Below are 16558 nucleotides of genomic sequence, written 5' to 3'. Positions count from 1 at the left end.
ATTTTTCGCCAATGTCATTTATTAAGACCCGGCTTAAGAAAAGGCAGTGTATTTTTCAATGACACTGCCTGATTTCAATAATTAAGAACGGCTACGATAGTTAGGCGCTTCTTTGCTGATGGTCACGTCGTGAACGTGGGACTCACCCATACCCGCCGAGGTTACCTTCACAAACTCCGCCTTCTCATTAAGATCTTTAATGGTAGGACAACCTGTGAGGCCCATGCATGAACGCAGGCCGCCCATGTACTGATGGATGATCTCCTTGAGCTTACCCTTATAAGGCACGCGACCCTCGATACCCTCGGGTACCAGCTTGTCGGCAGCGTTATCGCTTTGGAAGTAACGGTCAGAAGAACCTTGTGTCATGGCGCCCAGAGAGCCCATGCCGCGGTATGACTTGTATGCACGGCCGTTGTATAGCTCAGTTTCACCTGGCGCCTCGTCGGTACCGGCGAACATAGAGCCCGCCATGATGCATGATGCACCAGCGGCCAGCGCCTTAGCCAGGTCACCCGAGAAGCGGATGCCACCATCTGCGATAACTGGAATATCTAAGTGCTTAACGGCGGCTGCAGCGTCAGATACTGCGGTGATCTGCGGTACGCCCACACCGGTGACGATACGAGTCGTACAGATAGAGCCAGGGCCAATACCGACCTTAACGGCGTTTACACCGGCTTCGACCAGTGCCAGGGCACCTTCGGCCGTAGCTACGTTACCACCGACGATCTGTAGATCTGGGTACTTGGCGCGGGTGTCGCGAATACGCTGCAATACGCCTTCAGAGTGACCGTGAGATGAATCGATTAGAAGTACGTCGATACCGGCTTTCACCAGGGCGTCGACACGAGCTTCGTTACCGGCACCGGCACCTACGGCGGCGCCGACACGCAGACGACCTAACTCATCTTTACAGGCGTTTGGCTTCTCTTCCGCTTTTTGGAAATCTTTAACTGTGATCAGACCCTTGAGTCTGAAGTCACCGTCGACAACCAGTACTTTCTCGACGCGGTGAGCGTGCATCAGCTTCTGCACTTCATCCAGCGGCGTGCCTTCAGGCACAGTCACCAGACGCTCTTTAGGCGTCATCACCTGATCGACGGTGCGAGACCAGTCGGTGATGAAACGTACGTCACGGCCCGTGATGATACCCACCAACTCATTGGCTTCGTCAACCACAGGGTAACCCGCAAAGCCGTTCTTCTCGGTCAGGACTTTCAGCTGCTCAAGTGTGGTATTAGGCGTGACCGTTACAGGCTGCTGAACGATACCGGCTTCATAGATCTTTACTTGGCGAACTTGCTCGGCCTGCTGCTCTATGCTCATATTTTTATGGATGAAACCAATACCACCTTCCTGTGCCATGGCGATGGCAAGGCGCGCTTCAGTCACGGTATCCATGGCTGCAGACACGATAGGCATATTGAGTTCGATCTTTTGGGTTAAGCGAGTCTTGAGGACGGCAGTGTTAGGGAGTACGGTCGAGTGTGCAGGAACAAGCAACACATCATCAAAGGTTAGTGCTTCTTTTTTTAAACGTAGCATGGCAACATCTCCCCATGTAGGTGATATAAGAGGTAAAATATTGCGGCGGGATTATACCTTGCATATTGGGTCTGGTAAATGGAAAATAGTAAAAAAGTCGCTTTAGTAGCAAAAAACCTATGAAAATGCCGAAAAATAATGTTTACACCGTGTCGCGCCTCAACGGAGAAGTGAGGCAATTACTCGAAGGTGAACTGGGTAAAGTCTGGCTCGAAGCGGAAATATCCAATTTTTCGGCGCCCAGCTCGGGCCACTGGTATCTTACCCTCAAAGACAATTACGCCCAGATCCGCGCCGCCATGTTTAAGGGCCGCAATCGCGCCGTCACCTTCCGTCCGGCCAATGGCCAGCAGGTGTTGGTCAAGGGCGCCATCAGCGTCTATGAGCCCAGGGGCGACTATCAGCTGATCATTGACTCCATGTTGCCGGCGGGTGATGGCCTGCTGGCCCAGCAATATGAAGCCCTCAAGATGAAGCTGGCCGCCGAAGGCCTGTTTGCCGCCGACACTAAGCGGCCACTGCCGAGCAACATTCAGCGCATAGGGGTGGTCACCTCGGCCACAGGCGCGGCCATCAGAGACGTGCTGCATGTACTCAAGAGACGCGACCCGTCCATCGAGGTGATCATCTATCCGAGCCAGGTACAGGGAGAGCATGCCGATAAGTCTCTGTGTCATGCCATCATGCAGGCCAACGACAGGATGGAAGTGGATGTGTTGCTGCTCACCCGAGGCGGCGGATCCTTAGAAGATCTCTGGTGTTTCAACAGCGAGGCCCTGGCCCATACCATCTATAACAGCGCCCTGCCTGTAGTCTCGGCGGTGGGCCACGAGGTGGATACCACCATCAGCGACTATGTGGCCGACCTGCGTGCCCCTACTCCTTCGGCCGCGGCCGAGCTGCTATCCCAGGATGCGCTCAGCAAGGCCGACAAACTCAGGATGGCCATGACACGCCTCAAGCAGGGCTGGCAACACTATGGCCTGAAACAGGCCCAGCGTTTCAGCCAGCTACACCACAGGTTAGAGCGTCAGGATCCCAAGCGCCGCCTGCAGCAATATGAGCAGCGCTTCGACGAGCTGCAACTCAGGCTCGGCGCCGCCTTAACCGGTAAGCTGCATCAGATGGAGCGCCGTCAACAATCCCTGCACGCCAGATTAAACCAGGTCTCTCCCAGCCATCAGCTGGCCTTGGCCGCCAGTCGTCTGACCCATCAGAACCAAAGATTACACAGCGCCATGCAGGCGAGGCTCAACTCCGCAGAAAAATCCCTGCAATTTGCCGCCCATCAGCTGGAGACGGTCAGCCCACTGGCGACCCTGAGCCGTGGCTACAGCATCACACTCGACGCCGAGGGCAAGGTGCTGCACAGCGCGCAAGATGCCCGCACGGGCGATCGCCTCACCACTAAGCTGGTCGATGGCGAGGTGCAATCGACGGTAGTTTAACCCTCACATAAAAAAACGCCCTTACGGGCGTTAAAATGAGTATTTGCAACTCAATAAAATCGAAGGCCTATTTTCTTGGCCCCACAGGCACCATGATGTGCGCGTAGGGAGTGCCCTTCCACATCACATAGGGACCACCGGCATAAGGGTCTGTAGGCAGGCTGTCGAGCAAGGCGGGATCCGGCATGATGATCATCAGGTGCGGCCCTTCGACGATCCACTGATTGTCTTTGGTTTCGCCCTCGGCGTAGGGATCGGTATTGCTCGCGCCACCATCACCGGCCAACATGTAGGAGATACCTACGGCCTTGGCCTGAAACGGCTTCTTGTTCATCCAGGCGTCGGCCCATTCCATCCAGGGCCCATCCATACACATGGGCGCCGTGCCTTGCAGACTAGGCGGGGTCGGGAAACAGGTATAGTCGACACTACCCTTTTGCAGGACATTATTGTCCCAGTCCATCACTGTGACCTTATCCCTCAGGGTCGGCGGCGCGGCGTTGAGCGCGTCTTCCAGTAATGCCTGTTTATCTGCAGCCTGGGCGGCGCCGGCCAAGAGAGCCAGCGTGGCGGCAAGCAGCAGGGGTTGTTGGTGTTTCATAACACTATCCTCAGGTGAGTTAAACTACCTTAATTACTGCACTCTTGAGTATAGTCGGCATCCCTATAAAGGTTCGATTTGCTCGCAGCAAGCAGTTTATAAGACCAAAGAAAAAAGAGTTGGCAGGATAAAACACCGAGATAATAAAAAAGGCCAGCACTAGGCTGACCTTTTAAGTTAGACAGAGAAAGTTACTTCTTCTTGTCTTTGATGTGACTCATCATGCGCTTGCGGCGACGCTCCTGGCTCACGGTGAGCTTCTTGGTGTTCAGGCCTTCGAACGGGTTACCCCCTTCCTGGAAGCGTACCTGAATCGGCGTACCCATCACCTTGAGTGAACGGCGGTAGTAGTTCATCATGAAGCGCTTGTAAGAATCGGGCAGCTTCTTCACCTGGTTACCATGGATCACCACGATTGGCGGGTTGTAACCACCGGCGTGGGCGTATTTGAGCTTAACGCGGCGACCGTTCACCAGCGGCGGCTGGTGATCGTCCTGAGCCATCTGCATGATGCGGGTCAGCATAGAGGTGCTCACGCGGCGCGTGGCGCTCTCGTAGGCTTCCTCTACCGACTCGAACAGGTGACCCACACCCGTGCCGTGCAGCGCCGAGATGAAGTGAATACGAGCAAAATCGATAAAGCCCAGACGACGGTCAAGCTCGCTCTTCACGCGCTCTTTCACGTCTTGATCGATACCGTCCCACTTGTTCACCGCGATCACCAGGGCGCGACCCGCGTTCAGGGCGAAGCCCAGCAGACCTAAGTCTTGCTCAGCGATCCCCTCGCGGGCATCGACCACCAAGAGCACCACGTTGGCATCTTCTACCGCCTTGAGGGTCTTGATCACAGAGAATTTCTCGACTGTCTCGTGCACCTTGCTACGACGACGCACACCCGCGGTGTCGATGATCACATATTCCTGACCGTCGCGCTCCAGCGGGATATAGATACTGTCACGGGTCGTACCCGGCTCATCGTAGACCACGACACGTTCTTCACCCAGAATACGGTTAGTCAGGGTCGACTTGCCCACGTTAGGCTTACCGATAATCGCCAGCTTAATTGGCAAGTCCTGCAGACGCTGCTGCTCGGCCTCGGCCTCTTCCTCTGTGTATTGACGCTCGTCGGCTTCCTCTTCATCCTCGCCGTCACGGGTCAGTCCCATGGCTTCGGCGTAAGGTGTCAGCGCGTATTCGATCATGTTGGTCACACCGCGCCCTTGGGCGGCAGCCATCTGGTAGACCTCACCCAGGCCCAGGGCCCAGAACTCGCCACAGGCAGAGTCGGCGTCGATACCATCGACCTTGTTGGCTACCACGAAGGTGGTCTTCTCGCGGCGGCGTAAATGCTCGGCGATCGCCTCGTCGGCGGCCGTCAGACCCGCGCGGGCGTCGGTGAGGAAGAGCACCACATCGGCTTCTTCGATCGCCGCCAGCGACTGCTCTGCCATGCGGGTCTCGATCCCCTCTTCGGTGCCATCAATACCGCCGGTATCCACCACGATAAATTCGTAACCAGATAGATGTGCACGACCATACTTACGATCCCGAGTCAGACCTGGGTAGTCAGCTACCAAGGCGTCTCTGGTGCGCGTAAGACGATTGAACAGGGTCGACTTACCTACGTTTGGTCGGCCTACCAGGGCCACAACTGGAATCATTTTTTTGCCTCTAATCTACAAATCTATCTGAATAACTTAAATAAAAAGCCCCCAGCACAAGGTCCAGGGGCTTTAAAAACTGTTAAAGCTCGCCTTAGGGAAGCGTAATTCTTGCTACCTTGCCGCCGCGACTCTGGACGTAGATCTTATCATCTATTACCAGTGGCTGGCTAAATAAACCTGAACTATCCACTTCGACGCGGCCCACCAGCTTACCTGAGGCGCGATCGATGAAATGCAGATAGCCTTCGAAATCACCCACCACCAGGTAGTCTTTGAAGACCACTGGCGAGGTCAATTCACGGTTAGTCAGCTCGCTGTTGCTCCAGCTTTCCAGGCCGTTACGCTTATCGACCGCATACACACGGCCGTGGTCATCCACCAAGTAAAGGTTCAGACCGGCCGAAGCCAACTCGTTGAAGCTAGAATATTTACGGCTCCAGACCACACGGCCTGTACGCAGCTCCATAGAGACCAGGTTACCGTTATAGCTCACCGCATAGATGTTCTCGCCCACGATAAGCGGCTTCATATCCACGTCGGCCATGCGGGTAAACTCGTTACCCCCTTTTGGCGTATAGATAGGCTGCTCCCAGGCGGCCTGACCGTTGCTTTTCACCACAACTGCGACCTTGCCATCGGCGGTGCCGACGAAGAAGCCACCGGCCTCATAGGCGGCTGAACCTGTGCCCCTTAGGGTCAGGGTTGGCAACTTGCTCTCGTAAACCCACAGCTGCTTGCCGTCATCGACGTTATAGGCTTCAAGGGTGCCCGTGCTGGTGTGAACCACCACCACATCTTCGCCCACAGTTGGCGCAGACAGCAGCTCACCGCCCGCGGTCACATGCCAGACCATCTCGCCGGTTTCGGCGTCGACGGCGCCCAGCAGGCCACTCTCACCACCGAAGAACACCTTGTTACGGGCGGCGGTAATGCCTGAGGAGAGACGCGCCCCCTTGTTCTTAGACAAGGCGCCCTCTTTGAACCAGGAGCTGATCTCCAGCGACCAGACCTGCTCACCTGTGGCTTCATCGTAGGCGGCGACTTCACCGTAACGATCCATGACGAACAGCTTGCCGTAACGCACCGCCGGACGGATCTTAGAGTAGTAGTCACCCACACCACTGCCGACGGAGGCACTCCAGCTGACCTCGGGGAAGACGCTCGCCTCAATCTGCGGCAGCGGACTTACCGGCTCTTCCTCAACATCGTTAGAAGAACAGGCCGACAGCAACCCCAGGCTCAAGCTGCAAGCCAGTAATGTTTTGCACCAAGACTTCATGGGCAGCTTCCTTATGCCTTGTTCAGGTTATCTAGCTTCATCTGTAAGGCTGGGCTTGAAGTCGCTCCGCCATTGTCCAGGGCTGACTGATAGGCGCTCTTTGCCTTGTCGGCCTCGCCTTGGCGTACCAGGAAATCACCTTTTAATTCATCACGCTGTACGGCAAAGGAAGGCGTGTTAAGCTGCTCCAGAGTTGCCAATGCCGTCGCCAGCTGACCTTGCTCTGCCTGCACGCGGGCAAGACGCAATGTCGCAACCGCAACCAGACCTTCTTCAGGCTTGCTGACCAGGATCTGCTTAAGGGCCTGCTCGGCCTTGTCCAGCTCACCGGCTTCTACCGCGGCCTTGGCCACGATAAGTTGTAGTAGTGCCTGATAGCCCTGTTGACCGTCGTGGTCCTTAGCAAAGCTCTCGGCGGCCGCCAACATGCTCGAATCGGCTTTGACCGAGTTGCTGATGGTTTGGAAGGCTTCAGAGGCTTCTTCTGCCTGAGCCACCTTGTAATCTGAATAGTAGTTCCAGCTGTAAAGGCCACCCAGGCCTACCACTGCACCTATGACAATCGAGTTGCCATAGTCTTTCCAGAACTGTTTGATAGCATCGACTTGTTGTTCTTCTGTGCTATAAATTTCCACGTTTCTCTTCCTCTTTAAATCAGTTCTGCAACGTAAGCTGCTAACGAATCCTGTGCAACCAATTCTTGTTCTTTCTCTTCACGCAGATATTTAAGCGCCACCTGACCGTTGGCCAGTTCAGTCTCGCCGATCACTACGGCAAGCTTGGCGCCGCTCTTATCGGCACGTTTCATCTGCTTCTTGAAGTTACCGCCGCCGCAGTGACTCATCACCTTGAGGCCGTCAACTTCACGTAACTGCTGCGCCACCTTGATGGCCTCCACACGGCAATCATCGCCCATGGCGGTAACATACACATCCACCGGACCGGATACATCGTCGGTCAGCGCCAGCGTCTCCAGCATCAGCACGATGCGCTCGAGCCCCATGGCAAAACCTACCGCCGGGGTGTCTTTCCCGCCAAGCTGACCGACCAGGCCGTCGTAACGACCACCGGCCAATACTGTGCCTTGGGCACCCAGGCTGTCGGTGACCCACTCGAATACGGTGCGGTTATAGTAATCTAAACCGCGCACCAGACGAGGGTTAATTTCGTATTGGATGCCAACGGCTTCAAGTAGTTCACACAAATGTGCAAAATGGCCGCGACTTTCTTCGCCGAGGTAATCCATCAGCGCCGGAGCATCACCCAGCAGCGCCTGCACATCTGGGTTCTTGCTGTCCAGTACGCGCAGCGGATTTGAATACATGCGGCGCTGGCTGTCTTCGTCCAGCTTCTCCTTGTGCTGCTCCAGGAAGGCGACCAGGGCGTCACGGTAAGCCGCGCGCTCCTCGGCATCCCCCAGGGTGTTCAGCTCAAGCTTCACATGCTCGCTGATCCCCAGCTTCTGCCACAGTCGATGGGACATCATCAAGACTTCGGCGTCGATATCGGCCGAGGCGATACCATAGACCTCGACACCGAACTGGTTAAATTGACGGTAGCGCCCCTTCTGTGGACGCTCGTGGCGGAACATGGGGCCCATATACCACAGACGCTGCTCTTGATTGTACAGCAGGCCGTGCTCGTTACCCGCACGCACGGTAGAGGCAGTGCCTTCAGGGCGCAGGGTCAGCAGATCGCCATTGCGATCGGCAAAGGTATACATCTCTTTCTCGACGATATCTGTCACTTCGCCGATGGAACGTTTGAACAGGTCGGTACTCTCTACGATAGGAGTGCGGATCTCGCTGTAACCATAGGCCGCAACGGTATCACGCAACACTGCTTCTAGTTTTTGCCATAGCGGGCTCTGGGTCGGCAGAATATCGTTCATTCCGCGAATCGCTTGAATCTGTTTTGCCACTGTATCAACTCGTCCGAAATTTAGCTGTAAAAAATAAAAAAGCGCCTCGCATTATAGGCGCATCAACAATAAACGCAAAACCGGCGCGGCGCGCCAGTGAGCTGCGCCACAAACGGGGCCAAAAGCCCCATCTTCTGCGCAGCGAGCAAAGGGTTATTCCGTGATATCGGTTGTCGGAATACGCGCGTCGACGCTGGCGACCTTGGCGCGGATCTTCGCCTCGAGCTGATCGACGATATGCTCGTTGTCGAACCGCTCTTTTTGACGCACGCCGTCGTCATAGTAACCGCTCTTACGATTACCGCCGGTCAGGCCAATATCCGATACCAGGGCTTCGCCCGGACCATTGACCACACAACCTATGATAGAGACATCCATAGGGGTCACCACATCTTCCAGGCGACGCTCAAGCTCGTTCACTGTGGCGATCACATCGAACTCCTGGCGCGAGCAAGATGGGCAGGCGATGAAGTTGATGCCGCGCGAGCGAATACGCAGTGATTTGAGGATGTCGAAACCGACCTTGATCTCCTCAACGGGATCGGCGGCCAGCGAGATACGCAGGGTGTCGCCAATCCCTTCAGCCAGCAACATGCCAAGGCCAACGGCCGACTTCACGGCGCCGGCGCGGGCGCCACCGGCCTCGGTGATCCCAAGGTGCAGCGGCTGTTTGATCTGTTTGGCCAGCAGACGATATGACTCCACCGCCAGGAAGACATCTGATGCCTTCACACTCACCTTAAACTGATCGAAATTGAGTCTGTCGAGAATATCCACATGGCGCATGGCCGATTCCAGCAAGGCCTGCGGCGTCGGCTCCTTGTACTTGTCCATCAGATCTTTCTCTAATGAACCACCGTTAACACCGATACGGATCGGGATATTCTTGTCGCGGGCACACTCCACCACGCTGCGAATGCGCTCTTCGTTGCCTATGTTGCCCGGATTGATACGCAGACAATCCACGCCATATTCCGCCACTTTCAGGGCGATACGGTAATCGAAATGGATATCGGCAACCAGCGGGACCTTAGTCTGCTGCTTGATCACCTTGAACGCCTCGGCGGCATCCATGGTGGGCACAGAGACACGTACGATATCGGCGCCGACATTCTCCAGCGCGCGGATCTGAGCCACTGTGGCCTCCACATCTGTGGTGCGGGTGTTGGTCATAGATTGCACGGCGATTGGCGCGCCATCACCGATGGGCACATCGCCCACATAGATGCGTGTCGAAGGGCGGCGAATGATTGGGGACTCGTTGTACATCTTAATTCACTCTTTTACTTCAAAGATTGACGGCGCTACCGACCGTCAGTCTGGCAACTCGGCCACTGGGATACTTGGCCAAATCAACTTGTTCACCATTGAGACGCATGGTCAGCGACTGAGGCGCCCCCAATATAACCTTAAACGGCGCCTGACCAAAGACATTCATCTCTTTGCCTGCCAGCTTGAGGCCATTGACCAGCACCTTGCCGTCGGCATCGGTCACCTTGATCCAGCAATCACCACTCAGGCTCAGGGCCAACAAGGCATCGTCTGCGCTCTTAAGGGGTTCATCTGCTTGGGAATTTGGGTTGGTCACTTCCAGCGCTACGCCAGTCTCAGGTGTCGAGCCAGCCTCAGATGCTAGGTTTTCAGCCTGTTCGACTGTCTGCTGTGCACCGGTAGATTCCTCCGCCACAGTTTGATCAGACTCAGCTTGATTTGGCATCTCGATGCCTGTACCCGCCTGTGGGTCTTGAGCTAGCATAGGCTCAGACGAGGCCGGCAGGGTCGAGAGCTCGGCAGTTTCTTCCACCGACGGCTTGGAGAGATCCAGATCGGCCACCATGGCGGACTTTTGTACCCACCAGAGTACCAGCAATGCCAACAAGACAAAGATGATGAGATAAGTCACCAGCATCAGGCGGCCGTCTCTGGCCTGGCGCGTCGTCTTGCGGGAAAAGCTCTGCATGGTAGGCGCGCTGACCACGGGAAAGCTTTCGGCCAGGTAGGCATCCACCTTGGCCATCTCCAGCCCCAGAATGCGGGCGTAATTCTTCACATAGCCTTTGACATAGGTCGCCGACGCTATGTTGTCATAGTTGTCCGCCTCGAGATCTTGAACAATCGATGGGCGCAGATTGAGTTGCTCGGCCACGCTGGCTAAAGTCATCTGGCGCGACTCACGCGCCGCCTTTAACCACTGGCCCAGTGTTTCACCGGTTTCCTTTGGTTTCTCAGCATCATCCTTGAGCATATCGATTTGATTATCAGTCATTAGTGCATGCTTGCTCTATACTGCTTGGCCTCATTGGAAGCGGGAAACTTAGCCAAGAGAAGAATGCCAAATTTTCTCATCGCTTCAGGGTCATTTAGGCCTTGCTCAATTTTAATTCCCAACGCCAGACTCTGAGCCGATTCGGGCACTACTCTATGGTAACGCGCCAAGCCTTTCTTGGCGGCGGAGTAGTTCCCCAGATCCAATTCGATCTCAGACAGTTCTAATAGGGAGTTGGCACGACGCGGGTCATAGTTAAGTGCCATCTCGAAGTAGCGTTGTGCTTTTTGCAGATCACCCGACTTGCGGCTACAGATCCCCAGGTTCTCATAGCTGGAGGCCGAACGGGTGTATTTGGGCATTTTTACCGCCCGAAGAAACATCTCTTCGGCTTGATCGTACTTTGCCTGCTGGCAGAGGAACACGCCGAAATTATTCATGGAATCGCCGCTGGCATCGCTGGCGTTGATGGCGTTGCGATACGCCTTCTCGGTCAGCTCTAATTCGCCAACCGATTGATAGTAATAGGCTAATGCCACGTGTACATCTTCGATGTTAGGCGCAAACTCGAGCGCCTTATCCAGGTTGTACTTGGCTTGTTCGCTATTGCCTTTCTGCAGATAGGTCAGACCCAGCTGCACCCGTTGGCGCGCGGCAGAAACGTTGTCAAAGGTACGCTCTTGAACGGGCACATCTGTGCCACTGTAAGTTCTTTCAGTCACGCATCCTGACATCAGCGCCGAGGTCAGGATGACTAACAGGGTCAATGTTGGCTTTTTGCTTAACATTCGCAAGCCTATCTAGTAGCAGATACAATAAGTTAGTTTATTGTGACTGAAATCTGACTATCTTGCATGCGTTTTTTCGCTAAACGTTTGGTTCGGTCGCGAATATCCCCGGCTAACTGGCCACAGGCCGCGTCAATATCGTCTCCGCGGGTCTTACGAACGATCACCGTCAGACCATATTCCATCAGCACCTTAGAGAACCTGTCGATACGTGAGTTCGATGAACGCCCGTATGGCGACCCAGGATAAGGGTTAAAAGGGATCAGGTTGATCTTACAAGGGGTATCTTTCATCAACTTTGCCAGCTCATGGGCCTGATCTGTGCTGTCGTTGATATGATCAAGCATCACATATTCCAGGGTCACGCGGCCGCGGTTGGCGTTGGACTTGGCCAGATAACGACGGATCGCCGCCAGAAACTCCTGCAGCGGATACTTCTTGTTGACCGGCACCAGCACATCACGCAGCTCATCGTTTGGCGCGTGAATACTTACCGCCAGCGCCACATCCAGGTTATCACCCAAGATATCCAGCGCAGGCACCACGCCCGAGGTAGACACGGTCACGCGGCGCTTAGAGAGGCTGAAGCCAAAGTCATCCAGCATAATATCGATAGCCGGCATAACGTTTTTCAGGTTCAGCAGCGGCTCTCCCATGCCCATCATCACCACGTTGGAGATAGGACGCTCGCCGGTCTCTTTCTGGAAACCGAGGAAATGGGACACACGCCAGATCTGGCCAACAATCTCAGACACGGTAAGGTTACGGTTAAAGCCCTGCTGGGCAGTCGAGCAGAAGGTACACTCAAGGGCACAACCAACCTGAGAAGAGACACACAGGGTGGCACGGTCCTCTTCGGGGATGTAGACAGTTTCAACTTCTTGGCCATTGCCCACGTTGATGGCGAACTTGATGGTGCCATCGGCAGACTTCTGGTAGCTGGAGATCTCGGGCGCCACCACCTCACAACGCGCGGCCAGTTTGGCACGTAACACCTTGTTGATGTTGGTCATTTGTTCGAAGTCACTCACGCCAAAATGGTAAAGCCACTTCATCAATTGATCGGCACGGAAAGGCTTTTCACCCATCTCGGTAAATAGCGCTCTCAATCCCTTACGATCGAGATCCAATAAATTGATCTTTTTTTCACTCATTTTGACTAACCTCAACACCAAAACCTGCCACAGGGCGGCGAATTATACAGATATCAATAAATTTTAGCCAGTAAGGAAATAGACTATGCTAGAATCCCTCCCAAGCTAATATTGGCTTGCTACCTGGAGTTGTTTTACCTCCCCCATGATAACCCTTATTGTTATTGTCTTTGTCGCTATCGGGATCTCTTTTCTCTGTAGTGTATTCGAAGCCGTGCTTCTGTCTGTTACCCCTAGCTTTATCGCGAACCTGAAAGAAACCCATCCCGCGGCGGCCGAGCGTTTGAGCCACCAGAAGGAGAATGTGGAATCGCCACTGGTCTCTATCTTGACCCTGAACACTATCGCCCATACCGTGGGTGCCGCCGTTGCCGGTGCGCAGGCCGCAAAGGTGTTTGGCGATGAGATGCTAGGTGTCTTCTCGGGCGTTCTGACCTTCTTGATCCTCTTCTTCTCAGAGATCATCCCTAAGACACTGGGGGCAAACTACTGGCGCAGCCTGGCTCCAAGTGTATCGCTGGTGCTGCTGTGGATGGAGCGCATTACTAAGCCGCTGATCTGGATGTCACAGCAGGTGACTCGCAAGCTGGGCAAGGGCGACGATGGCCAATACATTCGCCAGGAGATGAGCGCCATGGCCAAGATAGGCCATGAATCGGGTGAGCTGGACGAGCAGGAATCTATGATCCTGACGCAGATGCTGTCGGTCAAGGAGATGCCGGTTACCGCCATCATGACGCCGAGAACCGTGATGTTCAGCGTGCCAGCTTCCATGACTCAGACCGAGTTTGCCAAGCTGCATAAGAAGAGCCCCTTTACCCGTATCCCGGTCTTCGATGGCGATCGCGACAATATCGTGGGTTATGTTAACCGCAACACCATCTTGTTGTCGGAGCGGGACACGCCTCAGGCGCCTATTTCGGCGGTGCGTCGTAACCTGGTTATCGTGCCGGAAACGGCCAAGATATTGCCGCTGTTCCAGCTGATGATTAAGCGCAACACCAAGATCGCCATGGTGGTGGATGAATACGGCAGTGGCCACGGTATAGTCACCCTGGAAGATATCATCGAGTCCCTGCTGGGCCTGGAGATTGTCGACAGCAACGACCCAGTGACCGACATGCAGCAACTGGCAAGACGCCTGTGGAAACGCCGCATGACTCACAAGGGGATACGCATCTCGGATGAGGGCTCGTCAGAAGATGACGAAACGCCGAAGAGCGAGCCGCAAGAGGCCAGCGTCGCTGAGACAGAACCTCTGGGTAAGGTGAGCAAATAACCCAAATAACTTAAGTACTGAGCCGATATAAATTAGCAGCTCATTAAATACTTAAGAAAAGTTAACAAAGGGAAGCGAATGCTTCCCTTTTTCATTTACCCCCGCTGAGGTATACTTGCCCGCTTCACAGATGGAGCCTACATGACCAACAGATATTCGCTCAAGCTTGCACACATCAACGACACCCACTCTCACTTCGATCCTTCACGCGTTCAATTTCTGCTCACCCATGAGCAACAAAGTTATGAGGTCTATAGCCATAGCGGTGGCTATGCCAGGATCGGCTATCAGGTGCAGCAAGCGCGTCAGCAAGCGGTAGATGCCGGGCAAGATTTTCTGTTTCTGCATGGGGGCGACAGCTTTCAGGGCACTCTCTACTTCAATCAGTTTAAGGGCGTCGCCAACGCCGATCTGCTCAATCGCCTCGCCCCAGATGCCATGGTGCTGGGCAACCATGAGATAGACGCTGGCAATCAACCGGTTAAACGGTTTCTCGATACCATTAACTTCCCCCTGCTCGCCGGCAACATGGACCTCAGCCAGGAAGATCCCCTAAAGCAGGACAGACTCGCCGGCCACCCCAAGCTATTTGACTATATTCCCGAGCGCCAGATGGCCAAGGTGCTGCTAAAGCCCCTGGGCGACAAGCAGATCGCCATCATAGGGATCACCCTAGATCAGATGAAAGAGATCGCCAGGCCAGATGAAGATACCCATTTTGCCAACGCCATCGCGACCACAGCCAATACGGTAGCCAAACTCAAGGCCGACGGCATAGATCATATCTTGGTGCTGAGCCATCTAGGTTGGGATAAGGATAAAGAATTAGCCAGAGAAGTCCCCGGCATCAGCCTGATCGTCGGTGGTCACTCACATACCCTACAGGGCGATTTCGGCGCCATCGGCATCAACGCCCTACCCTATGGCTACTGCGAGGAAGACACGCCTATTTTGCATGCAGGCAAGTACGCCGAAACCCTGGGGCTGTGCGACATCGAATTTGACGACAAGGGGCGCGTTACGTCACTTGCCGGACACAACTACTTCATGCTTGATGAGCATCTGATCATCGAAGGGGAGCAAGAGGTCACCGCCGCTACCTACAACGCGCTGAAACAGCAGCTCATGTCGCATCCTGGCGTGCTGTGGAATGAAGGATTGTGGGATGAAGAGCTAAGCGAGATCAATCAGGTGATCGCCCAGCGCTATCGCCCGGCCGTAGACGCGCTGGAGCATCAAGTGCTGGGGTTTGTGCCGAAAAACTTGATCCACACCCGCCTGCCGAGCAAGGCGCTGCCCCATGGCAGCGAAATCGCCCCCTGGGTCTGCAAGAGTATCTATCATGAGACCCGCAGACTCGATCTTCAGGTGGACTTTGCCCTGCACAATGCCGGCGGCGTCAGGCAGTCACTCAACAAGGGCACAGTGACCATGGCCGACGTGCTGGGGCGCCTGCTGCCCTTCGCCCTCCCCCTGGTGAAATATCGCATATTGGGCCGCTACCTGTATCAGACCCTAGAGTCGGCCATCAACTCGGCCACCAACAACAGCATTACCGGCACGGGCGCCGGCAGCTTCCCCTACACCTATGGCCTCAAATATTGTTATGACGGCAGGCAGCCGCTGGGCACCCGCATCCTGCAGCTGGAGATTTTGACCGAAATTGCTGGCGAGATGCAGTGGCACAGTGTGATGCCAGACCGCATGTATAGCGGCGTCTCCTCGGCCTATACGGCATCGGGCAAGGAAGGCTATCAGGACCTGCTCAGAGCCGAGCAACAGGAATCGATTGAGGCGCTCACCCTACCCCAGGCCTTCATCCGCTACATGCAGCGCGAAGAGGGACTTCACGGCATCATGCCGCCCCATGTGTTGTATACCAGTCACCTGGACGGACTTTAAGTCCTATCTAACGCTGGTTCGAAACCTAAGAAAGACTAGCTAAGTTTGCTTAACTGACTTGTCTAAGTACATGGCGAGGTTAAAGTAGGAAAACCATATAGGGAGACGTAAGTAGAGAAACTAAGTAGGAAGACTTAAGTAGGAAGGCTATTTAGTTAGGCTAGGCCTGAGACTTCACCAGATAATAGGCCATAAATATTTGGCCTGCCTTTTCCTGATATCGCTTGTGCCGCAGAGTAAACCCCTCGGCCAAAAACAGTGGCCGCGACAGGCTGGAGGCATCGACGCTCAGCTCAAGCATCCCCTGCGCCGCCGACCATGATACAAGCTGGCGTAGCAGTTGACGCGCTATCCCCAGCCCCTGATATTCAGGGTACACATAGAGACTGTCGATATATCCTCGCGAGGCATGGTGAGTCTCCACATTGATAAAACCGACGCAGCGGGGTAGCCCGCTAATTAGGCTTTCTGTGTCGACGGCTAACCAGGCCTGTGAGCGGGTCAGGCGTTTATGCCAGTGATAGCCAGAGCGCGGCGCCCTGGACCAGGCGCGCTTTTGCGCCTCACTGTAATGGGTCTCGTCAATCGCCCGCACCGCCAGATGATAGACCTCGCTGACCTGAGTGCTGTATCCCTTACGGTAGGGAATTATCTTAATCATCGCCTAATCAAATCTCGCAGAGTGGCTTTTGCCAAGAGATACTGGCC

14 protein-coding genes are annotated in these 16558 nt (G+C 54.8%); 3 read left to right on the top strand and 11 right to left on the bottom strand.

What is annotated here, in order from left to right; translation table 11 throughout:
* Positions 1–81 precede the first annotated feature (81 nt).
* On the bottom strand, positions 82–1548 hold the full coding sequence (gene guaB / locus K0H80_RS06445) for an IMP dehydrogenase (RefSeq protein WP_011865099.1): 1467 nt from the start codon (positions 1546–1548) through the stop codon (positions 82–84).
* A 119-nt stretch (positions 1549–1667) separates the two neighbouring features.
* Between guaB and xseA the strand changes: the two genes are divergently transcribed.
* Positions 1668–2996 (top strand): exodeoxyribonuclease VII large subunit, encoded by a 1329-nt coding sequence (gene xseA / locus K0H80_RS06440; RefSeq protein WP_220073469.1) that lies wholly within the window; start codon positions 1668–1670, stop codon positions 2994–2996.
* Positions 2997–3063: 67 nt separating this feature from the next.
* Here the strand turns inward: xseA and K0H80_RS06435 are convergent, their stop codons facing one another.
* The 9 genes from K0H80_RS06435 to rlmN form a co-directional block, all read right to left on the bottom strand.
* Positions 3064–3597 (bottom strand): hypothetical protein, encoded by a 534-nt coding sequence (locus K0H80_RS06435; protein WP_011865097.1) that lies wholly within the window; start codon positions 3595–3597, stop codon positions 3064–3066.
* Between the two features lie 191 nt (positions 3598–3788).
* On the bottom strand, positions 3789–5258 hold the full coding sequence (gene der / locus K0H80_RS06430; protein WP_220044696.1) for a ribosome biogenesis GTPase Der: 1470 nt from the start codon (positions 5256–5258) through the stop codon (positions 3789–3791).
* 94 nt (positions 5259–5352) lie between these two features.
* Positions 5353–6540: an outer membrane protein assembly factor BamB gene (bamB, locus tag K0H80_RS06425; RefSeq protein ID WP_220073468.1), complete on the bottom strand. Its 1188-nt coding sequence runs from the start codon at positions 6538–6540 to the stop codon at positions 5353–5355.
* Between the two features lie 11 nt (positions 6541–6551).
* Positions 6552–7175: a tetratricopeptide repeat protein gene (locus tag K0H80_RS06420; protein WP_220073467.1), complete on the bottom strand. Its 624-nt coding sequence runs from the start codon at positions 7173–7175 to the stop codon at positions 6552–6554.
* Positions 7176–7189: 14 nt separating this feature from the next.
* Positions 7190–8461 carry a histidine--tRNA ligase gene (gene hisS / locus K0H80_RS06415; protein ID WP_220073466.1) on the bottom strand — a complete coding sequence of 424 codons (1272 nt, stop codon included), beginning with the start codon at positions 8459–8461 and terminating at the stop codon, positions 7190–7192.
* Between the two features lie 153 nt (positions 8462–8614).
* The gene (gene ispG / locus K0H80_RS06410) at positions 8615–9730 is read right to left on the bottom strand and encodes a flavodoxin-dependent (E)-4-hydroxy-3-methylbut-2-enyl-diphosphate synthase (protein WP_011865092.1); all 1116 of its coding nucleotides are present in this window, start codon (positions 9728–9730) and stop codon (positions 8615–8617) included.
* Positions 9731–9749: 19 nt separating this feature from the next.
* Positions 9750–10727, bottom strand: coding sequence for a RodZ domain-containing protein (locus K0H80_RS06405; RefSeq protein WP_220073465.1), 978 nt, complete (start codon positions 10725–10727; stop codon positions 9750–9752).
* On the bottom strand, positions 10727–11515 hold the full coding sequence (gene pilW, locus K0H80_RS06400; RefSeq protein ID WP_011865090.1) for a type IV pilus biogenesis/stability protein PilW: 789 nt from the start codon (positions 11513–11515) through the stop codon (positions 10727–10729). Before pilW ends, K0H80_RS06405 begins: the two co-directional genes overlap by 1 nt.
* A gap of 32 nt (positions 11516–11547) precedes the next feature.
* Complete coding sequence (gene rlmN, locus K0H80_RS06395; protein WP_144203467.1) at positions 11548–12669, bottom strand: dual-specificity RNA methyltransferase RlmN; 1122 nt, start codon at positions 12667–12669, stop codon at positions 11548–11550.
* A gap of 145 nt (positions 12670–12814) precedes the next feature.
* On the opposite strand from rlmN, the gene K0H80_RS06390 reads away from it, so the two are divergent.
* A complete protein-coding gene (locus K0H80_RS06390) occupies positions 12815–13948 on the top strand; it encodes a CNNM domain-containing protein (protein WP_220073464.1) in 1134 nt (377 codons plus the stop codon).
* 141 nt (positions 13949–14089) lie between these two features.
* On the top strand, positions 14090–15850 hold the full coding sequence (locus K0H80_RS06385) for a bifunctional metallophosphatase/5'-nucleotidase (RefSeq protein ID WP_220073463.1): 1761 nt from the start codon (positions 14090–14092) through the stop codon (positions 15848–15850).
* Positions 15851–16010: 160 nt separating this feature from the next.
* Here the strand turns inward: K0H80_RS06385 and K0H80_RS06380 are convergent, their stop codons facing one another.
* Positions 16011–16511 (bottom strand): GNAT family N-acetyltransferase, encoded by a 501-nt coding sequence (locus K0H80_RS06380; RefSeq protein WP_220073462.1) that lies wholly within the window; start codon positions 16509–16511, stop codon positions 16011–16013.
* Positions 16512–16558: the final 47 nt, after the last annotated feature.

Source organism: Shewanella aegiceratis, from assembly GCF_019457495.1.
Taxonomy (GTDB): Bacteria; Pseudomonadota; Gammaproteobacteria; order Enterobacterales; family Shewanellaceae; genus Shewanella; species Shewanella loihica.
Note: the sequence above shows the minus strand (reverse complement) of the source record. Positions and strands in the feature narration are given on the sequence as shown.